We start from the raw sequence: 20058 nt of genomic DNA on the forward strand, positions 1-20058 counted from the left end.
AGGACTGTTTAGATCGTAAAAGACTGATTTTTCACATTTTTTTATAATCTGCGGGATAATTTAGCTTACTGACTTGCTCCGTTATAGCAAAGTAAGTAAACTCTGCGCCCGCTCGATGGAGGCAAAGACTATGCGTCGCACATTGGTTGCAGCGAACTGGAAAATGAACGGTAACAAAGCTTCGAATGAAGCATTGTTAGAAGCCTTTAAAAAGGGCTTTGATGGCTCAGCAGATACCGCTGTGTTCCCACCGGCTTTGTATATCAGTCAACTGGCTGAGAGCCTGAAAGGAACCGACATTGCTTACGGTGTGCAAAACGCCTACTTCGAAGAGAAGGGCGCGTATACTGGTGAGCTTGCACTGTCCATGGTAAAAGAGTTCGGTTGTCAGTATGTATTGATTGGTCACTCCGAGCGCCGCGAAATCTTCGGTGAAACGGACGAGCAGATCGCTGCGAAAGTCGAGGCGACATTGGCTGCTGATCTGATTCCAATGCTGTGTGTTGGTGAGACTCTTGAAGAGCGTGAAGCCGGCATTACTGAGAAGGTTGTTAAAACTCAGATCGATGCGGTACTGAAGAAAGTTGGCATTGCTGCTTTCGAAAAAATTGTAATTGCTTATGAGCCTGTTTGGGCGATTGGCACGGGCAAGACGGCATCCCCGGAACAGGCGCAGGAAGTGCACGCCTTTATCCGTCAGCTGCTTGCCGCAGAAGAAGCGGATGTATCACAGCGTACCCGAATCCTGTATGGTGGCAGCGTTAAAGCCGCCAGTGCTGAAGCTTTGTTCGGTCAGCCTGATATTGATGGCGGCCTGGTTGGTGGCGCGTCACTCATTGCAGACGAGTTCGTTGCGATCTGCAACGCAGCTCAAGGATAAGTTTTAAAATGGTTTACGAAAATCTGATATTGTTGATTCATGTAGCGTTGGCCATCGGTGTTGTAGTCTTTGTGCTGCTGCAACGTGGTAAAGGCGCTGAAGCTGGTGCTTCGTTCGGAGGTGGGGCGTCGCAGACCGTTTTCGGTTCGTCAGGGAGTGGTAACTTTCTGACCCGTACGACAGCGATTCTGGTTGCAGGTTTTTTCCTGACCAGCATGGCGCTGGCGTACGTTGCGAAGCAGCGCGCTGAAGATATGAATAATATCAATGTTCCTGTCAGTGAACAGGCTGCTCCGGTGGAATCTGATGTGCCCGCGTCTACGGACGACGGCAGCAGTGCACTGCCGACAGAGTAATTTGTAAGCCGTTTAAGCCGACGTGGTGAAATTGGTAGACACGCCATCTTGAGGGGGTGGTGGGCGCAAGCCCGTGCTAGTTCGAGTCTAGTCGTCGGCACCATTTTAAGGGCCTGTCATTGACAGGCCCTCTGCTTTTCAGAAAGAAACCGTTGCGTGTTTGCATGCTGAGTGTTGTCCCTATATAATCTCGCGCGATTTGTCGGGAAGCATCAGTGTTAATCGGTGTTTTCAAGCGTTTGTTGCGGGGTGGAGCAGCCTGGTAGCTCGTCGGGCTCATAACCCGAAGGTCGTCAGTTCAAATCTGGCCCCCGCTACCAATTTCAAATGAGAAATTGGTTGGTGATGAGGATCACCTGTGCATCGATCCGGTGCGCACCGAAGTACCTGAGGGGTGTTTCGGCCATAGGAAGTTGCTTTTAAAACCCCTCTTGAAGGGGTTTTTTCGTTTTTGGAACCCGATTTGCTCGATGTCATGAGCTAAGGCAGCTCGGGTCGTATTTGTGGGTCTGCTGCAAGTCACCAAGTTTGGAGATTTGCATCGGTTGCCCTTTTTTTGTCACTTAAAAAAGTGACTCTGATAAAAAATGATTGGTTGGCGTTTTGGCAAAGATTGATGAGTTAACAGATCTGATAGAGCCTGTGGTGATTGGAATGGGTTTTCTGTTGTGGGGTGTGGAATATATTCCCAGCGGTAATTACTCGACGCTTCGAATTTACATTGATCATGAAGATGGTATCCAGGTGGATCAGTGTGCGGACGTGAGTCGCCAGGTGAGCGCTGTTTTGGATGTGGAAGATCCGATCAGTTCGAATTACACCCTGGAAGTGTCGTCTCCCGGGATGGACAGACCTCTGTTCACGCTGGAGCAATATGCGGCTTATATCGGCGAATGGGTCGATATTAAACTTCGATATGCTTTTGAAGGCCGAAGGAAATTTAAAGGTGTCCTCGTTGGCATTGAAGATGGGGATGTCATTGTGCAGGTCGACAAAGAAGAGTTCCTGTTACCGATAGAAAGCATTGATCGTGGTCGGATTATTCCGAACTTTAACTGACAACCGTATTAAGTCATTGGGCGCACTGCGTTCAAATAAAAAATGGAAGGGGCTGAAACGATGAGCAAAGAAATCCTCCTGGTCGTAGATGCAGTTGCAAACGAAAAGGGTGTGTCTCGTGATGTGATTTTTGATGCCATGGAACTGGCGTTGGCAACCGCGGCAAAAAAACGACTGGACGACGAGGGCGAGCCGGATGTCTACGTGGTCATTGACCGCAAGACCGGTGAATACGAAACCTTCCGACGCTGGGAAGTCATGGGTGATGATGTCGTGCCGGAGCTGGGATCTCAGTGGACTACTGAAGAAGCCCACGAAGTGGACACAAACTTGAAACCTGGTGACGTTTACGAAGTCCAGATTGAAAACGAAGGTTTCGGCCGTATCAGTGCCCAGGCAGCAAAACAAATTATAGTTCAGAAGGTGCGGGACGCTGAGCGCGCTCGAATCGTTGATAATTACCGAGAGCGTGTTGGTGAAATGGTCACCGGTACTGTTAAAAAAGTCACCCGCGACGCTTTGATTATTGATCTTGGCAATAATGCGGAGGCCGTTTTGCCTCGTGATCAGATGATCGGCCGGGAAGCCTTCCGATTGGCTGATCGCGTTCGGGCTGTGTTGCAGGAGATTAAAAGTGAAGGTCGTGGACCACAGCTGGTACTCAGCCGAACCAGCAATGAAATGCTGGTTGAGCTCTTTCGCATAGAAGTACCGGAGATTCAGGAAGAGTTGATTGAAATCCGCTCTTGTGCACGAGATCCGGGTTCACGGGCAAAAATTGCCGTGAAGACGAATGATGGCCGAATTGATCCGGTTGGTGCTTGTGTCGGAATGCGTGGTTCGCGCGTGCAGGCGGTGTCCAACGAGTTGGGTAATGAGCGTGTCGATATCATTCTCTGGGATGATAACCCGGCACAGCTGGTGATTAATGCTATGGCGCCAGCCGAAGTTGCCTCCATTGTGATGGACGAAGACACCAATACGATGGAAGTGGCGGTTGCAGAAGACAATCTGGCGATAGCCATTGGACGAAACGGCCAAAACGTTCGATTGGCCGCCGATCTGACCGGCTGGATCATTAATGTGATGACAGAAGATGAAGCCGGTGCTCGTCAGGAGCAAGAGGCGGGTCAATTGGTATCGCACTTTGTTGAAAAACTGGGTGTAGACGACGAACTGGCCATGATCCTGGTCGAAGAAGGCTTTACCACTCTCGAAGAAGTGGCTTATGTGCCCATCAACGAGATGTTGGACATCGATGGTTTTGAAGAAGACCTGGTTAACGAGTTGCGACAACGCGCGAAAGACGAGTTGTTGACTCAGGAGTTGGCCACGGAAGAACGGCTGGATTCCGCTGAGCCGCAGGAAGACCTGTTGGGGCTGGACGGCATGACCGACCATTTGGCGCGGGTTCTGGCAAGTAACGGTGTGGTGTCGATGGAAGACGTCGCTGAACTGAGCATTGATGAGTTGATGGAGTTCAGCGGTCTTGATGAAGACGCTTCCGGAAAACTGATCATGGCTGCACGCGCACCTTGGTTTGAAAATGAATAAGCGGGAAGGGGAACTGAATGTCTGAAGTTACTGTTAAAGAGTTAGCGCAGTCCGTTGGCACTCCCGTCGATAAGTTACTGACGCAGATGAAATCGGCAGGTTTGCCGCATACGCAAGAAACGGATTCCGTGAATGATGACCAGAAGCAAACGCTGTTGGCGCATCTGAAAAGCAGCCATGGTGAAGAAGCCGCGGCGCCTAAGAAAATCACGTTAAAACGTAAAGTGACAACGACGTTAAAAGCCGGTGGTGGCAACAAAGGTAAGACGGTAAGCATCGAGGTTCGAAAGAAGCGTACCTATGTGAAACGTGATGCCGTTGAAGCACCAGAAGTGAAAGCTGCTGAACCGGTGGCACCGGTGCAGGAAGAAGATCGCGCGGCGAAGCGGGCTGAAGAAGATGCCAAGCTCGAAGCGGCACGTCTGAAAGCGGCCGAAGAAAAAGCGGCTCAGGAGAAAGAAGCGGCCAAACGAGCAGAACAGCAAGCTGAAACTGCTGACGAGAAAGAACCCGTCGCGGACGTTGCTGCTGCCGAAGCGAAAATCGCCAAAGAAGATCGTACGGCTGAAAAGAAAAAACATGCGAAAACGCGCGAACCTGTGCGCGTTGACGATGGCGTCGCTGAGACCGGCCGTAAAGCCGGACATAAAAAAGGCGGCAAGAAGACGGAAGTGCAGCGCGCGTCTACTCATCGTACCGGCAACAAGCATCAGCAGATGCTGCATGCGTTAGATGAGGATGGCTTTGGCCGTCGTCGTCGGCCGAAGAAGAGCAAAAAGAATCTGGAGCACCAGTTTGAGAAACCGACCGCTCCGGTCATACGCGAAGTTGAACTGGGCGAAAGCATTACGGTTGCTGATCTGGCTCAACAGATGTCTGCCAAGTCAGCCGAAGTAGTGAAGACACTCTTTAAGATGGGTGTTATGGCCACCGTTAACCAGGTACTCGATCAGGATACCGCGATTCTCGTTATTGAAGAGATGGGTCATAAGTACCGGATCGTTAATGAAAACGCGCTCGAAGACTCCATGATGGAAGTCACCTATGAAGGCGATCTGGCACCACGCGCGCCCGTCGTGACCGTCATGGGTCACGTTGACCATGGTAAGACGTCGTTGCTCGACTATATTCGTAAAACGCGTGTTACCGCAGGTGAATCAGGCGGTATTACTCAGCATATTGGTGCTTACCATGTTGAATCATCACGCGGCATGATTACCTTCCTGGATACGCCTGGACACGCGGCCTTTACCGCAATGCGCGCGCGCGGCGCCAAATCTACGGACGTGGTTATCCTGGTGGTGGCGGCCGATGATGGTGTGATGCCACAGACCTTGGAAGCGATTCAGCATGCGAAAGCGGCTGGCGTACCCTTGGTTGTTGCTATTAATAAAATCGATAAAGAGACTGCGGATCCTGACCGGGTGACGAACGAGCTGTCTCAGCACGATGTGATTCCGGAAGCCTGGGGGGGCGATACTCAGTTTATCCAAGTATCTGCTCATTCCGGTCAAGGTATTGATGAACTGCTTGAAGCTATCTCCCTGCAGGCAGAACTGCTGGAGTTGACGGCGCATCATGACGGCCCGGGTAAAGGTGTGGTCATTGAATCCAGTCTCGATAAGGGACGAGGCGCGGTCGCTACCGTTTTGGTTCAGAGCGGTCGCTTGAAGAAAGGCGACGTTGTACTGGCGGGTGCTCATTTCGGTCGCGTGCGTGCGCTTTTGGATGAAAACGCCAAGCCGATCGATGAGGCCGGTCCTTCCATTCCGGTAGAGATTCTCGGCTTGAACGGAACGCCCGAAGCCGGTGATGAACTGGTTGTGGCGGAAAACGAGCGCGCCGCTCGGGAAGTTGCAGAGCTGCGTTCATCGCGTTCTAAAGACGCCCTGCAGGCCCAGCAACAGGCCGCCAAGTTGGATGCCTTGTTCTCCGGCATGGGCGATTCCGAGAAGAAAGTACTGAATATCGTACTCAAGTCGGATGTTCGGGGTTCTCTGGAAGCCATCAACGGTGCCTTGATGAAGCTTGGTAACGATGAAGTGAAGGTAAACATCGTTGCAGGCGGTGTTGGTGCGATTTCTGAGTCGGATGCTAACCTGGCGATTACCGCAGGCGCGGTTGTCTTTGGCTTTAATGTTCGGGCAACCGGTAAAGCACGTGAAGTCATTGAGCGTGGTGGTTTGGATCTTCGGTATTACAACGTGATCTATGATCTCATCGACGATGTGAAAGCAGCACTGAGCGGTATGCTGTCACCGGATCTGCGTGAAGAGATTGTCGGCCTTGCCGAAGTTCGTGATGTCTTTAACTCGCCGAAGTTCGGTCAGGTTGCAGGCTGTATGGTCGTCGAAGGTACGGTTTATCGGAACAAGAAGATCCGTGTCCTGCGGGATGAAGTGGTCATCTATGAAGGTGAGCTGGAATCTTTGCGTCGGTTTAAAGACGATGTCCAGGAAGTTCGTCAGAACATGGAATGTGGTATCGGCGTGAAGAACTACACTGACGTTAAGGTCGGCGATAAGATCGAAGTCTTTGATGTGAAAGAGGTTGCCCGTTCAATCGATGATTGACGCAGGCGAGTAATCGAAACCGGTGGAACTTATGGGTCAACATAGGTGCGCCGGTTTTTTTTTGGATGGCGCGGTTGAAGGGCGTCATCGCAGAGTCATTTCAGGAGGTCTGTCATGGCCAGTAATAGCAGTCGAATCCGAAAAATAGGCGATCAGATCCAAAAAGATCTGTCGGTCATTATTCAGCGGGAAGTAAAAGATCCCCGAGTCGGCATGGTGACAATCAATGACGTCAAAGTCTCATCCGATCTGTCTTATGCGGATGTGTATTTCACCTGTATGGCATTCGGGCCTCAGAGTGAAGCTGAAGCTCAGGAGCAGGAACGAAAAGAGCAGGAAAAGCTGTTGAATCGTGCAGCCGGGTTTATGAGGACTCAGCTGGCTCAAGGGCTGAAACTTCGTGTCATCCCTCAGCTGCGTTTTCATTACGACGTCGTTATCGAAACCGGTGCCCGAGTCTCTCAACTGATTGATGAAGCTCGGGAGCAGGATCAGAAACGTTCAGGTCAGGAACAGGACGAGGACTGATGGCCCGTCGACGAAAAGGTCGCCCGGTCACCGGTGTCTTGTTGGTTGATAAGCCGGCTGGATGGTCATCAAATGGCTTGTTGCAAAAAGTCCGATGGTTGTTTCAGGCGCAGAAGGCCGGACACACAGGCGCGCTTGATCCTGCAGCGACGGGGCTGCTTCCGATATGTTTAGGTGAAGCAACTAAGTTTACTCAGTTCTTGTTAGATGCCGATAAGCGCTATCAAACGACAGGTGTTATGGGCGTTGAGACCGACACTCTGGATGGCGAAGGCGAGGTTGTTCGACAAAGTCCGGTGCCTTCGATATCGGCGACAGAGGTTCAGCAGGTCTTGGATGAGCACTTTACAGGGGAGATCGAGCAGATTCCCCCCATGTACTCTGCGCTGAAACGAGACGGTAAAAAGCTCTATGAGTTAGCGCGGGAAGGTAAATCCGTGGATTTGGAGCCCCGTCCTGTGCGTATCGAGCGGAATCAGCTCACGCGGTTGGCGTTGCCTGAGTTTGATCTGGATGTTCACTGTTCGAAAGGGACTTATATTCGTACCTTGGTCGCTGATGTGGGTACTCACTTCGGCTGCGGGGCCCATGTAAAAACGCTCAGACGGCTGCAGCATGGCCAGTTTCACCTGGACAATGCCGTCACTCTCGAAGCGCTAGAGCGGCGACGTGAAGAGCAGGGGCCGGAGGCGCTCGATTTCTGGTTGATTAGCCTCGATGTCTTATTGGCCGATTTACCGGCGATTCATTTGGCGGAACAGCCAACCCGGCTATTCAGTCATGGCAATGATGTGCAGATCGATGCGGATCAGCCTGGCCAGGTGCGGGTTTATGATACACATAAACGTTTTCTGGGGGTTGGCCGCGTGACGGAGCGTTCTCGGCTGCAGCCGGTCCGTCTCATAGCCCAGGGTTAAGCCTGATTTCACTTGGTTCAGAGCGAGGCCTTGTGTATAATCCGCGCGTTTCCTGCTCTGCGGAGCCGGAATCGGAATGCGGCTGTTAATGTGCACGGCATGCACTCCTTTATTGAAACGCACATTCTTGGAGTAAAGTACGATGGCTTTAAGCGTCGAAAAGAAAGCGGAAATCATCAAAGAGTTCGGACAGGGCGAAAACGATTCAGGTTCTCCTGAAGTCCAGGTTGCTCTGCTGTCGGCGAACATTAATTCGCTGCAGTCTCACTTTAAAGATCACGCTAAGGATCACCACTCACGTCGTGGCTTGATTCGCATGGTTCAACAGCGTAAAAAGCTGCTTGAGTACCTGAAGCGTAAAGACGTAAACCGTTATGCGTCTCTGATCAAGCGCCTGGGTCTGCGTAAGTAAGATCCTGATTTCCGAAAAGGGCTCCAACTGTGGGGCCCTTTGTCTTTTCACAGAGTATCGCTTATGCGTGATCTGTACCCTCCTTTTTTAAAAACCATTTGCCGGCGGGCAACGATACATTCCCGTTTCGGGGCTTCTATCTTTGGGTTGGCTTTGCCTCGAATCCAAAGATAGAAGCATCGTTGCAGCTGGCGTATTGAGGAAAATTGAGTGATAGATTTAACACCTAAAACGAAAAGCTTTAAGTTTGGCCAGCATGACGTAACGATCGAAACCGGTCGCGTTGCGCGTCAGGCGACAGGGTCTGCAATCTGTACCATGAATGGTGATACGGTGGTGTTGGCGACCGTCGTTGCCAAAGACAGCGTATCTCCGGGTCAGGACTTCTTCCCATTATCTGTCCACTATCAGGAAAAGTTCTACTCTGTTGGTCGTATTCCAGGTGGTTACCTGAAGCGTGAAGGGCGTCCTTCTGAGAAAGAAACGCTGACTTCTCGCCTGATTGACCGCCCGATTCGTCCGTTGTTCCCGAAAGGCTTCATGAACGAAGTTCAGGTCATTATTAATGTGCTTTCAGCAAATAAGACCGATGATCCGGATATTGCGGCAATGCTGGCAACGTCAGCGGCCCTGGCAGTTTCTGGTGTACCATTCAACGGTCCAATCGGTGCTGCGCGTGTGGGTTATACCGACGCTGAAGGCTATTTGCTGAACCCGACGTTTGAGCAACTGGAAACCTCACGACTCGACATGGTTGTAGCAGGAACCCAGGATGCGGTACTGATGGTTGAATCCGAGGCGCAGGAGCTGTCTGAAGACCAGATGTTGGGCGCTGTCTTGTTCGCGCACCAGGAGTTCCAGGTTGCCGTCAGTGCGATTGCAGAGTTTGCCGCTGAACACGGTAAGCCTGCCTGGGACTGGGCACCGGAAGCAGAAAACGAAGCTCTGAAAACTAAGGTTTCCGAAGCTTACGCGGCGAAAATTGCTGAAGCCTATCAGGTCTCTGACAAGATGCAGCGCTATGCAGCGCTGAGCGATCTGCGTGCACAGGCCGTGGAAACGCTGGCAACCGAAGACGGCGAAACCAGCGCTGACGATGTCGCCTCGATGTTCGGTAAAATCGAAAAAAATACTGTCCGTCAGCGTATTCTGGATGGTCAGCCACGTATTGACGGTCGTGACGGTAAAACCGTACGTGACATTAAAGTCGAAGTGGGTGTACTGCCCGGTGCGCATGGCTCTGCTCTGTTTACCCGTGGCGAGACGCAAGCGTTGGTTACGACCACCTTGGGCACGCTGCGTGACGGCAAGATGGAAGACATGCTGACTGGCACGATTACCGATAACTTCATGCTGCACTATAACTTCCCACCATTCTCGGTTGGTGAAGCGGGTCGAATCGGTGGTGTTGGCCGTCGTGAAATCGGTCATGGTCGCCTGGCTAAGCGAGGCGTTCTGGCGATGATGCCAAATACCGATGACTTCCCTTACACAGTCCGTGTGGTTTCTGAAATTACCGAATCCAATGGTTCGTCTTCAATGGCCTCAGTCTGTGGCGCTTCTCTGGCGATGATGGATGCCGGTGTTCCGGTTAAAAAGCCAGTGGCGGGTATTGCCATGGGCTTGGTTAAAGAAGGCGACAAGTTCACTGTCCTGACAGACATTCTGGGTGATGAAGATCATCTCGGCGACATGGACTTTAAAGTGGCCGGTACCGAAAACGGTGTTACGGCGCTGCAAATGGACATCAAGATTCAGGGTATTACTGAAGAAATCATGGAAATCGCACTGGGTCAGGCGATGGATGCGCGTTTGCATATTCTGCGTGAAATGGCGCAGGTTATCGGCTACGCCCGTCCTGAGTTACCAGACAATGCACCGACCATGGATGTGATGAAAGTCGATCAGGATAAGATCCGTGACGTTATTGGTAAAGGCGGTGCGACTATTCGTTCAATCATCGATCAGACCGGTGCAGAAGTGGATATTTCTGATGATGGTACTGTACGGATTTATGCCGCTGCGAAAGAAGGTGCTGAAGCTGCTCGCAATATGATTCTTGCTATTACCGCCGAGCCTGAAATTGGTGAGGTGTACAAAGGTACCGTCGCCCGTCTGGCTGACTTCGGAGCTTTCGTTACCTTCCTGCCAGGCAAAGATGGTTTAGTTCATATTTCACAAATTGCTCAGGAGCGCATTGAAAAAGTCGCCGATAAGCTAAGTGAAGGCGAAGCGGTCGTTGTGAAGGTCTTGGACGTAGATGCACGTGGCCGGGTCAAACTGTCCATTAAGGAAGTGACTGATGAAGACAGAGCAAAGCTTGAAGTCTAACCGCTCAGTCGTTCAGTAAAATAGAAAGCCCGGCATTGCCGGGCTTTTTTATGAATGACATTTTATTTGCTGGCTACAGTCCGGTTAAAACAAAGACTCCAGTGTGGTATCTCCGCCCCCGGTATTTTCCGGTGTTGCTGACAGTGATGGGTCAGCACTGAAGTCGATAGTCGTCGTTTCACTGCTGAATTCACTCGGGACGTTTTCTTCCCGGAAGTACTCAAAGCGGGCATTGCTCGTGCTTTGAGAGGCTAGTAATCCTGTTTCAGGGTCGATTCGGACCTGAACAATACCGACGGGTTGAGACTGAGTGTTCTCTGGTTTACCCGCGAGAGCGGTGCGCATAAACTCAATCCAGGCAGGCAGTGCGGCTTTACCACCGAACTCCCGAGCACCCAAAGAGGCGTTCGAGTCAAAACCGACCCAGGTCGAGGCAACAATGTCGCCGTTGTAGCCACTGAACCAGGCATCTACAGCATCGTTCGTCGTCCCTGTTTTGCCCGCCAAGTCATTTCGGTTAATGGCGTTGGCGGCGGCCCGTCCGGTACCTCTCTGCACCACATCACGAAGCATTGAATCCATCAGAAACGCGGTTTGAGGAGACAGAACCTGTTTTGCGTAACGAGGTGCACTCGGCTGACTGGTTCCGTCGTCTAGACCGTTTTCGATATTTAAAGCCAGCGGTTGAATGTCAATCGCGGTGGTTTCCACGGCGTCCGGGTTATCAAACAGGCTCGGAACGTCCGGGCATCCTTTACATACAACGGCCGGATCGGCTTCGAACAGAATGTTCCCATCTTTGTCTTCAATCCGATCAATGAAATAGGGTTCGACCTGATAACCGCCATTCGCAAAGATGGCGTAACCTTGCGCGATCTGGATAGGTGGCATGACGGTACTGCCGAGTACCAGTGTCATGTCGTTGGCCAGCTTGTCCCGTTCAAACCCGAACCGCTGTAAATAATCCCGGGTGTAGTTAATTCCGATACTGTCCAGCACTCGGATGCCAGACAAGTTACGGGATTGGTAAAGGGCCTGGCGCAACGGTATCGGACCCAGATAACGGTCACCGGAGTTCTTAGGTCGCCAGACATCTTCCAGAGCAGAGTCTCCCCGAACGATAGGGGCGTCGTTGACGATGGTGGCTGGCGTAAACCCCTTATCGAGCGCGGCACTATAAATGAAGGGTTTGAAGACTGAGCCGGGTTGACGGCTCGATTGGACGGCACGGTTGTACTTGTTGAGAATGAAATCAAACCCGCCAACCAGCGCCTGAACTCCGCCGTCGTTAGGGGACAGTGCGACCAGTGCCCCCTGAGCCCTGGGTATCTGCGCAAGTTGCCACTGGTTGTCGCTACTTTTCTGTACTCGTACGACATCGCCGGGTACGGCTACCTGGTAAGCGTGGGATATTTCCGGACCGAGATCATCGACGGTTATGCGTTCTCTCGCCCAGGCAATAGAGTCTATTGGTAGGGTGATTGGATCACGTTCGCCCTTAACAATAATTGTTAAGCCGTCTTGGTTTCCCTGAACGACCAGGGCCGGTGGCAACCCGCCAAACTCCGGGATGTCATTCAGTTGTTCAAGTTGTGACATCAGTTGGCTGTGGGGGTCGTGGCCTTCGCCCACAAGGTGCTGTTCGGCGCCGAGATAGCCATGACGCTGCGAGTATTCAATCAATGTTTTACGCACACCTCGGGTAGCAGCAGCCTGTAACTCACTGTTTATGGTTGTGTAAACCGTGTACCCGTCGTTATAAGCGCCTTCGCCAAATTGATCGATCATTTGCGCTCGTACCATTTCTGCAAGGTAATAAGCTTCAATGTCCGGATTGTTGCCGTGGTAAGAGGCCGTTAACGGCGTCGCGATGGCGGCCTGGTATTCGACGTCTGTGATGAACCCATTGTCACGCATGAACCACAGTACGGTATTGCGGCGTTTCAGGGCTCTGGAAGGGTTTGAGATCGGGTTGGCGCCGGAAGGGGCCTGGTGTAGCCCTGCAATCATGGCCAGTTCAGGTAGCGTCAGATCGTTCAGATCCCGACCATAATAAACTGTGGCGGCCGCCTGGATACCATAGGATCGATAACCCAAAAAGTGTTTGTTGACGTAGAGCTCGAAAATTTCCGGCTTGGATAGCTCACTTTCCATCTTAAGCGCCAACAGGATTTCGGTGAACTTCCGGGTAAAGGTCTTCTGTTGGGTCAGGAAGTAGTTCCGAGCAACCTGCTGTGTCAGGGTGGATCCACCTGGGCCTTCTTTATCGCCGGTTACGATGGTATCGATGATAACCCGGGTCAGTCGAATCGGGTCGACACCATGGTGATGTTCAAACCGTTTATCTTCAATTGCCACAAGTGCTTGAACAAACTGAGTTGGGATTTGTTCATATCGTAACGGTGCTCTACGCTTTTCCCCGTACTCAGCGATAAGCTTGTTATCGGCACTGATAATTCGCATGGGCGTCTGCAGTTTAAAGTCCTTTAATGTCTGCACATCAGGGAGGGCGGGAGAAAGGTAAAGATAGAGGCTGGCTGAAATGAGAACCAAGCCACAAATCCCGGCAAAGGCGCTCCATAACAGGAATCGAATTGTTTTAGCTGCGAATTTCATGTTTTTCCAAGGAAATTAAGGAGTTACGTCACGTTTTTGAATTAAAGGCCCGATTATAAGCTGAAATAGCTCTTTTTATACATTGCGGATTGGTCTATTGTGTTATGTAATAGTTAATGTAAATACTAAATATCGCACGTAAGTGCGTGTTGTTGAAGGGAAACATCGGTGGCCTCCTTATTCAAAAAGAAGCAAAAAAGGTTGCTCGGTATCGATATCAGTTCTACATCCGTTAAGTTGATGGAATTGAGTCGTTCCGGTGACGGCTATCGCGTGGAAGCTTACGCGGTCGAACCCCTGCCAGACAATGCCGTCGTTGAAAAAAATATCAATGATGAGACCAGTGTCGGAGAAGCGATTGAAAAGCTGAAAGCTAAATCGCGAACCAAGTTGGCAGATGCGGCGGTTGCGGTTGCAGGCTCATCGGTGATTACCAAGACAATTGAAATGAATGCCGGCCTGACTGATGACCAGATGGAAACCGACATTCAGGTTCAGGCTGATCAGTACATTCCCTACCCCCTGGACGAAGTGGCCATCGATTTTGAAGTGCAGCGACCTTCACCGAAAGGTGAGAACCTGGTCGAGGTGCTGTTAGCAGCCTGTCGAAAAGAAAACGTTGAGTACCGCGAAACGGCACTGGGCATTGCCAGCCTTAACTGCCGAGCAGTTGACGTAGAAGCATTTGCGCTTGAACGTGCCTATCGACTGCTCGAAGAGCAGCTCGAATCCAATGATGATGGTTTGACGGTAGCGATTGTCGATGTCGGTCATACGATGACGACGCTCAGTGTACTTAATGAGGGGAAGACCATCTATACCCGTGAGCAACTCTTTGGCGGTAAGCAACTGACTGAAGAGATTATGCGTCGCTATGGTATGACTCAGTCGGAAGCAGGTCTTGCCAAGAAGCAGGGCGGTTTGCCGGACGATTACCCAAGCGAAGTGCTTGAACCATTTAAAGAAGCGGTAGTACAGCAGGTCAGTCGATCGTTGCAGTTCTTTTTTGCAGCTTCTCAATACAACGATGTTGATCACATTGTGCTTGCTGGTGGGACCGCCTCGATTCCTGGATTGGCTCAGCGCGTTCAGGAGAAAATCGGCACCAATACGATTATCGCCAATCCATTCGCAAACATGACTTTGTCCAATAAAGTTAATGCGGCAAATCTCACAAACGATGCCCCTGCGATGATGATTGCCTGTGGTCTGGCTTTGAGGAGCTTCGAAGATGGCAAATATTGATTTACGCCCCTGGCGTGAAGAGCGTCGGAAAGCGAGGCAAAACCAGTTTGTAACCATTCTTGCCATCGTTGCCGCAATGGCCGCCGGGAGTGGTTGGATGTGGAATCAATCGGTTCAAAACAAGATTGATTTCCAGAATACGCGGAACACCTATTTAGAAAACAAAATTGCAGAACTGGATACGAAAATCCGTGAGATTCAGACGCTACGGCAGCAGCGTGAAGAGCTAATTGACCGAATGAATGTGATTCAGAGTCTTCAGGGCGATCGTCCGATCATCGTGCATGTTTTTGAAGAGCTGGTAAATGCAACACCAGATGGCGTCTATTTTACCGACCTGTCGTCGTCAGGAAATACTATTCAGGTCTCCGCCCGGGCAGACAAGGCGCTAACCATTTCAGATTTTCTCCGGAACATTGACCGGTCGGAGTGGTTCGATAATGCGTTCATGACCGAGATGGTGTCTGTAAAAGAGGGTTCTGAGGTGGTCGGACATAACTTTAAACTGAGGATTAACCGAATTAATCCTGTGGCTGCTGGTGAGGAAAATGAGTCATGACGTTTAAAGAATTTTTTGATGGTTTCCGACCGGAGAACTTTGACTACCAAAACCCTGACTTTAATAACATGGGGTCATGGCCGCTTGCGATAAAAATATCAACACTGATATTTGTATCAGCTTTGATTGTTTTTGGTTTTTTCTGGTTTCAGGTCAAAGATTCTAATGTTCGCTACGATTCAGCCTTGGCTAAAGAACCAACGCTTAAGCAGCAGTATCGGGCGAAGTCTTTTCAGGTCGCTAACCTAGACGCTTTTAAAGAGCAGCTGAGAAAAATGGAAGAGGACTTCAGTGCCCTGTTGGATCAGTTGCCCAATGATATTGATTTGCCAAGTCTTCTTGATGATATCAGTACAACCGGCACTCAAAGTGGTTTGGAGATTGATACCATCACACCGCAAGCAGATGTCGTTCAAGAGTTTTATATTGAAACGCCAATCAGCATATCCGTTCGCGGGTCGTATCATGAGATGGGCAATTTTGTCAGTGCAATGGCTGCGATTCCCAGAATCGTCACCTTACATGATTTTTCGGTAAGGAGGGCAGGTGGCGCTGGCGCTAACAACGATTCTGAAGCACCTTTGCAGATGTCTATTCAAGCAAAAACCTACCGATATAAAGGAGAGGAGTGATGCGAATTCTTAAACTCCCATTGGTTTTTGTTTCTTTAATAGTTCTGCAGGCTTGTGTTCAGCAAGATCCGCTGGTGGATCTGAAAGCTTACGTCCAAGAACAAGATTCACGCCCAACCGGTGAAATTCCACCACCGCCTGAGTTTGTGTCGCCCGATTTTGTGTCTTACACCGCTAGCAGTCGTCGTTCACCGTTCCAGGTGCCTCGTCCAATCGAGCTGGTCGAAGAGCAAAAAGAAGCACCTAAGAGTAATGTGAAGCCTGATTTAACCCGAGTAAAAGAGTATCTGGAGTCTTTCCGCGTTGAAAACCTCTCCATGGTCGGGACTCTCCAAGGTTTGGAGGGTAATGATTTGTTGTGGGCTCTGGTACGTGACGGTGATGGTGAAGTTCACCGGGTTCGGGAAGGAAATTACCTGGGTAGGAACTTTGGCCGAATTATAGACATAACAGAAACACAAATTGATCTGATAGAGATTGTGCCGTCAGGTAAGGATAACTGGGTCGAGAGACCGAGAGTGATTGTGCTTGATGGATTGGAGCAGTAATGATGAAAAAGCGAAATTTCTACCCAAGGGTGCAATATAAAATGAACCGATTAATTGCGGTCCTCAGTGTAACAGTTTTGTTTGGTGTTGTTCATGCTGCGAACCTGACCGATTTTGAAGTAATGTCCCTGTCTGGCGACCGGACACAAATTGTTCTGTCTTTCGATGCGCCGGTGAGCGAGCCGGTTGGGTACAGTATCGAAGAGCCTGCACGTATTTCTCTCGATTTCGATGGAGTCTCCAGCTTACTCGCAGAGAAGTATATTCAGATTGGCAGTGGCAATACGCGAAATGCGGCCATTCTAGACGCCGGTGATCGTACGAGAATTGTATTCAGTCTTGCCACTCTGGTGAATTATGCGGTTCAGATGGATGGTAACGTTGTTTCAGTATATCTTGGCGATGGTGTCGAAGATATTGCATCTAGCGGTCGTGCAGCCAGTAACTCCGCTCAGGCGCAGCCTGTTGCTTCGGCTCAATCGTCTTCTACGCCAGTGAGTGGTGCAAAAGAGATCAGCGATGTTGATTTTCGTCGAACAGAATCAGGTGCAGGGCAGGTTGTTGTTGGTTTTGACCGACCCAATGCCAGTGCTTCTGTCTACGAAGAAGGCGGTGATATTGTCATTCAGGTGGATGACTATAACGTCCCCTCTGAACTTCGCCGTAAGTTAGACGTGATTGATTTTGCGACCGCGGTACATTACATCTCCGTCTACAACGAAGATGAACATGCGCTGATACGTCTGGATGTCGATGGCGCCTACGACTATCTGGCCTATCAATCTGACCGCCAGATGATTGTCGAAGTGAACCAGCTGACAGAAGACGAAGCCGAAGCTCGTATTAAAGAAAAGTTCCCTTATACCGGCGAGAAACTGTCGCTTAATTTCCAGGATATTGAAGTTCGAGACGTTCTCCAGATCATCGCCAACTATATCGGGTTTAACCTGGTGGCTTCTGACTCCATTTCCGGGACAATTACGTTGCGCCTGAATAATGTTCCATGGGACCAGGCTCTGGAGCTTGTCTTAAAGACGAACGGTTTGGATAAGCGGCAAACGGGTAATGTGTTATTAGTGGCCCCTGCTGCTGAGTTGGCAGAACAGGAGCGGCTGGAACTCGAAGCCCGCGAGCAGGCAGAAAAACTGGCCCCGCTGCGTACCGAATATGTTCAGGTTAACTACGCCCGTGCCGCGGATATCGCGTCAATTCTACGATCATCTAGCTCTGCTGCAGCTGCGGCGGCGAATGTCGGTGATGAGTCTGGCGGCGTTAACTCGTTGCCTTCGTCAGGCGGTTTCCTGTCGAGTCGTGGTTCGGTGTCTGTCGATGAACGGACCAACACACTGATTATTACCGATACATCGGTCAACTTAGACGGTATCCGCAGTGCTATCAGCTTCTTCGACGTTCCGGTTGAGCAGGTGCTGATTGAGGCTCGAATTGTTTCCGCACGAACGTCCGTGGGTGATCAGTTAGGTGTGAGATGGGGCGGGGCAATTTTCCCTTCCCAGAATGTGTTTGCGACCGGTACAGTAGAATCCAGCGCAAGTATCGAGTCTGATATTTATGGTGGATCACCTAACCCTGATTTAACCTTCCCGGATGCTTTTGCTGTAAACCTTCCTGCCACAGGGAATGCAAGTTCGTTCGCAGTAGGGTTGATTGCCGATAACCTGTTGGATCTCGATTTAGAGATATCAGCGCTCGAAAGCCTGGGTGAGGCGGAAGTGGTCTCGCAGCCTAAGATTGTTACGTCGGATGGACAAGCCGCCAGCATTTTCTCAGGGCAGAACGTCGCGTTCCCGGCAGAAGATGGTGGTACCCAGTTTATTGAGGCAGGTTTGAATCTCAATGTAACACCCCAGGTGACGCCGGACGACAAAGTCATTCTGACCTTGACGGTTAATCAGGATTCATTGGCAGCAGGTGGCGGTGCAATCGACACCAATACCGTGTCAACTCAGGTGTTGGTTGAGAATGGAGTGACGCTCGTACTGGGTGGTGTGTATCGTACCGAGAAGACACAGTTAGTAGAAAAAGCTCCAATACTCGGGGATTTGCCAGTCGTTGGGAATCTGTTCAAGCGAACGACGACCAGTGACGAGCGATCCGAGTTGTTGATCTTCATTACACCGAAGCTGATACAGAACGGACTTATCTCCAACTAATGATCAGTGGTTCCAAAATAATACTTATCGGGCCAATGGGCGCTGGAAAAAGCACCATTGGCCGTTTGCTGTCTGAGCAACTAAATCTGCCGTTTGTCGATCTCGATCGCGAGATCGAAGATCGGGCAGGGGCATCCATTCCCTGGATATTCGATATAGAAGGTGAGGCCGGCTTTCGAGAGCGTGAGTGCGCGGCCTTGGTTGAAGTTTTTCAGCGACCCGATCTTATTTTGGCAACGGGTGGTGGTTGCGTGCTGTTGGATGAGAATCGTCAACTGTTGTCGACGCAAGGGCATGTGGTTTATTTGAAGACATCTGTGGAACAGCAACTACAGCGTACCGCCAAAGACAAGAATCGTCCCTTACTGCAAACAGAAGATCCGGAATCGGTTCTGCGTACCATGGCAGAAAAAAGAAATCCGCTGTATGAGGCCGTTGCTGACAGTGTCATTGTGACCAATGGTCAATCTCCCAAGTTGGTCGTGCAGGAAATAATAAGTCAAATTCAGGTTGATTAAATGAAAACCATCCAGGTTGATCTTGGCGATCGAAGCTACCCCATCCATATCGGTTCCTGTTTCAGCGATGATGCTCTGATTCGCAGCATTCCTAATACTGAAGTCGTCGTTGTTACGAACGAAACGGTCGCCCCGTTATATGCGGATCAGGTACTGGCATCGTTGAAGCGTGATGGGCGGCGACTCGGCCAGGTTGTTTTACCGGATGGCGAGGCCTATAAAACGCTGGATACGGTGAACCGTATTTTTACTTACCTTCTTGAAGGAAACTTCAGTCGCAAAGTGGCATTAGTCGCACTTGGTGGTGGTGTTGTCGGAGACATGACCGGTTATGCCGCGGCCTGCTACCAACGTGGTGTCGACTTTTACCAGATTCCTACGACTTTGTTGTCTCAGGTCGATTCATCGGTCGGAGGGAAAACGGGCGTTAATCATGTGTTGGGGAAAAACATGATTGGTGCTTTTAAGCAGCCAAAGGCCGTCTTTATTGATCCAGAAACGCTGAAAACCCTACCGAATCGGGAACTGTCCGCAGGGTTTGCCGAAGTTGTCAAACACGGTGTCATTGCCGATGCCACCTACTTTGAGCATTTGGAAGCGAATGTCGAATCAATACTTGCGTTAGAGTCCGATGCGCTCGTTCAGGTCATTGGTCGGTCTTGTGAAATTAAAGCGGGTGTTGTTGCCAAGGATGAAACCGAACAGGGTGTCCGGGCGACTTTAAATTTCGGGCATACTTTTGGACACGCGATTGAAACCACATTGGGTTACGGACAATGGTTGCATGGCGAGGCGGTTGCGGTCGGCATGGTGATGGCCGCTGATTTGTCAGTCCGGCTGGGTATGATCGATAACTTACTGGTTGAGCGGGTAAAAAACTTGTTGGCTGTTGCCGGGTTGCCCATTGAGGCGCCGTCAGGAATGACTCAAAACCAGTTTTCGACGGCCATGAAGCGGGATAAAAAAGTAGATGCGGGTGCCCTTCGGCTCGTTTTGCTCCAATCGCTTGGAAAGGCTTTGGTGACTGCGGATTATCCCCAGTCTTCACTGGATGAGACGCTCGCTGAGTTTTGCCGGGATTAATCTAACGATCACCAGCTAATCGTCTCATTGATTACGGACAGAGTTTTCCTGGTTCCTCCTTGTTCACTCTGGACAG

The 20058-nt window shown here is 50.6% G+C and carries 17 protein-coding genes and 2 tRNA genes; 18 read left to right on the forward strand and 1 reads right to left on the reverse strand.

What is annotated here, in order from left to right:
- Positions 1–130 precede the first annotated feature (130 nt).
- From tpiA to pnp, 11 genes are all read left to right on the forward strand, one after another.
- Positions 131–880 carry a triose-phosphate isomerase gene (gene tpiA, locus MED297_RS01250; protein WP_008041607.1) on the forward strand — a complete coding sequence of 250 codons (750 nt, stop codon included), beginning with the start codon at positions 131–133 and terminating at the stop codon, positions 878–880.
- Positions 881–888: 8 nt separating this feature from the next.
- Entirely contained in the window at positions 889–1236 is a 348-nt protein-coding gene (secG, locus tag MED297_RS01255; RefSeq protein WP_008041608.1) for a preprotein translocase subunit SecG, read from the forward strand.
- Positions 1237–1252: 16 nt separating this feature from the next.
- A tRNA-Leu gene (locus tag MED297_RS01260) sits at positions 1253–1339 on the forward strand.
- A 140-nt stretch (positions 1340–1479) separates the two neighbouring features.
- A tRNA-Met gene (locus tag MED297_RS01265) sits at positions 1480–1556 on the forward strand.
- A gap of 283 nt (positions 1557–1839) precedes the next feature.
- Positions 1840–2295 carry a ribosome maturation factor RimP gene (gene rimP, locus MED297_RS01270; RefSeq protein WP_272912036.1) on the forward strand — a complete coding sequence of 152 codons (456 nt, stop codon included), beginning with the start codon at positions 1840–1842 and terminating at the stop codon, positions 2293–2295.
- 60 nt (positions 2296–2355) lie between these two features.
- Positions 2356–3849 carry a transcription termination factor NusA gene (gene nusA / locus MED297_RS01275; RefSeq protein WP_040556375.1) on the forward strand — a complete coding sequence of 498 codons (1494 nt, stop codon included), beginning with the start codon at positions 2356–2358 and terminating at the stop codon, positions 3847–3849.
- Positions 3850–3866: 17 nt separating this feature from the next.
- Positions 3867–6422 (forward strand): translation initiation factor IF-2, encoded by a 2556-nt coding sequence (infB, locus tag MED297_RS01280; protein WP_008041614.1) that lies wholly within the window; start codon positions 3867–3869, stop codon positions 6420–6422.
- A 114-nt stretch (positions 6423–6536) separates the two neighbouring features.
- A complete protein-coding gene (gene rbfA, locus MED297_RS01285) occupies positions 6537–6950 on the forward strand; it encodes a 30S ribosome-binding factor RbfA (RefSeq protein ID WP_008041616.1) in 414 nt (137 codons plus the stop codon).
- Complete coding sequence (truB, locus tag MED297_RS01290; protein ID WP_008041617.1) at positions 6950–7867, forward strand: tRNA pseudouridine(55) synthase TruB; 918 nt, start codon at positions 6950–6952, stop codon at positions 7865–7867. The genes rbfA and truB overlap by 1 nt, the downstream gene beginning before the upstream one ends.
- A 142-nt stretch (positions 7868–8009) precedes the next feature.
- Positions 8010–8279 (forward strand): 30S ribosomal protein S15, encoded by a 270-nt coding sequence (rpsO, locus tag MED297_RS01295; protein ID WP_008041619.1) that lies wholly within the window; start codon positions 8010–8012, stop codon positions 8277–8279.
- A gap of 210 nt (positions 8280–8489) precedes the next feature.
- The gene (pnp, locus tag MED297_RS01300; protein WP_008041621.1) at positions 8490–10610 is read left to right on the forward strand and encodes a polyribonucleotide nucleotidyltransferase; all 2121 of its coding nucleotides are present in this window, start codon (positions 8490–8492) and stop codon (positions 10608–10610) included.
- Positions 10611–10694: 84 nt separating this feature from the next.
- On the opposite strand, the gene MED297_RS01305 is transcribed toward pnp, so the two are convergent.
- Positions 10695–13226 (reverse strand): penicillin-binding protein 1A, encoded by a 2532-nt coding sequence (locus MED297_RS01305; protein WP_008041623.1) that lies wholly within the window; start codon positions 13224–13226, stop codon positions 10695–10697.
- A gap of 168 nt (positions 13227–13394) precedes the next feature.
- Here MED297_RS01305 and MED297_RS01310 point away from each other — a divergent pair, with 168 nt between their 5' ends.
- From MED297_RS01310 to aroB, 7 genes are read left to right on the forward strand one after another with little or no spacing between them, the layout of a single operon-like run.
- On the forward strand, positions 13395–14471 hold the full coding sequence (locus MED297_RS01310) for a pilus assembly protein PilM (protein ID WP_040556376.1): 1077 nt from the start codon (positions 13395–13397) through the stop codon (positions 14469–14471).
- Positions 14458–15030, forward strand: coding sequence for a PilN domain-containing protein (locus tag MED297_RS01315; protein WP_008041627.1), 573 nt, complete (start codon positions 14458–14460; stop codon positions 15028–15030). The genes MED297_RS01310 and MED297_RS01315 overlap by 14 nt, the downstream gene beginning before the upstream one ends.
- The gene (locus MED297_RS01320) at positions 15027–15662 is read left to right on the forward strand and encodes a type IV pilus inner membrane component PilO (protein WP_008041628.1); all 636 of its coding nucleotides are present in this window, start codon (positions 15027–15029) and stop codon (positions 15660–15662) included. The genes MED297_RS01315 and MED297_RS01320 overlap by 4 nt, the downstream gene beginning before the upstream one ends.
- Positions 15662–16210 carry a pilus assembly protein PilP gene (locus MED297_RS01325; protein ID WP_008041630.1) on the forward strand — a complete coding sequence of 183 codons (549 nt, stop codon included), beginning with the start codon at positions 15662–15664 and terminating at the stop codon, positions 16208–16210. The genes MED297_RS01320 and MED297_RS01325 overlap by 1 nt, the downstream gene beginning before the upstream one ends.
- A gap of 41 nt (positions 16211–16251) precedes the next feature.
- Positions 16252–18381, forward strand: coding sequence for a type IV pilus secretin PilQ (locus MED297_RS01330; protein WP_008041632.1), 2130 nt, complete (start codon positions 16252–16254; stop codon positions 18379–18381).
- Positions 18381–18899 carry a shikimate kinase AroK gene (gene aroK / locus MED297_RS01335; RefSeq protein WP_040556378.1) on the forward strand — a complete coding sequence of 173 codons (519 nt, stop codon included), beginning with the start codon at positions 18381–18383 and terminating at the stop codon, positions 18897–18899. Before MED297_RS01330 ends, aroK begins: the two co-directional genes overlap by 1 nt.
- Positions 18900–19982 (forward strand): 3-dehydroquinate synthase, encoded by a 1083-nt coding sequence (gene aroB, locus MED297_RS01340; protein WP_008041641.1) that lies wholly within the window; start codon positions 18900–18902, stop codon positions 19980–19982.
- Positions 19983–20058: the final 76 nt, after the last annotated feature.

Source organism: Reinekea blandensis MED297, assembly GCF_000153185.1.
GTDB classification, from domain to species: Bacteria; Pseudomonadota; Gammaproteobacteria; order Pseudomonadales; family Natronospirillaceae; genus Reinekea; species Reinekea blandensis.

What these genes read in the sequence shown, in the direction of transcription:
- tpiA (WP_008041607.1), top strand. Translation starts at nt 131, where the DNA reads ATGCGTCGCACATTGGTTGCAGCGAACTGGAAAATGAACGGTAACAAA.
- secG (WP_008041608.1), top strand. Translation starts at nt 889, where the DNA reads ATGGTTTACGAAAATCTGATATTGTTGATTCATGTAGCGTTGGCCATC.
- nusA (WP_040556375.1), top strand. Translation starts at nt 2,356, where the DNA reads ATGAGCAAAGAAATCCTCCTGGTCGTAGATGCAGTTGCAAACGAAAAG.
- infB (WP_008041614.1), top strand. Translation starts at nt 3,867, where the DNA reads ATGTCTGAAGTTACTGTTAAAGAGTTAGCGCAGTCCGTTGGCACTCCC.
- rbfA (WP_008041616.1), top strand. Translation starts at nt 6,537, where the DNA reads ATGGCCAGTAATAGCAGTCGAATCCGAAAAATAGGCGATCAGATCCAA.
- truB (WP_008041617.1), top strand. Translation starts at nt 6,950, where the DNA reads ATGGCCCGTCGACGAAAAGGTCGCCCGGTCACCGGTGTCTTGTTGGTT.
- rpsO (WP_008041619.1), top strand. Translation starts at nt 8,010, where the DNA reads ATGGCTTTAAGCGTCGAAAAGAAAGCGGAAATCATCAAAGAGTTCGGA.
- MED297_RS01305 (WP_008041623.1), bottom strand. Translation starts at nt 13,226, where the DNA reads ATGAAATTCGCAGCTAAAACAATTCGATTCCTGTTATGGAGCGCCTTT.
- MED297_RS01315 (WP_008041627.1), top strand. Translation starts at nt 14,458, where the DNA reads ATGGCAAATATTGATTTACGCCCCTGGCGTGAAGAGCGTCGGAAAGCG.
- MED297_RS01320 (WP_008041628.1), top strand. Translation starts at nt 15,027, where the DNA reads ATGACGTTTAAAGAATTTTTTGATGGTTTCCGACCGGAGAACTTTGAC.
- MED297_RS01325 (WP_008041630.1), top strand. Translation starts at nt 15,662, where the DNA reads ATGCGAATTCTTAAACTCCCATTGGTTTTTGTTTCTTTAATAGTTCTG.
- MED297_RS01330 (WP_008041632.1), top strand. Translation starts at nt 16,252, where the DNA reads ATGAACCGATTAATTGCGGTCCTCAGTGTAACAGTTTTGTTTGGTGTT.
- aroK (WP_040556378.1), top strand. Translation starts at nt 18,381, where the DNA reads ATGATCAGTGGTTCCAAAATAATACTTATCGGGCCAATGGGCGCTGGA.
- aroB (WP_008041641.1), top strand. Translation starts at nt 18,900, where the DNA reads ATGAAAACCATCCAGGTTGATCTTGGCGATCGAAGCTACCCCATCCAT.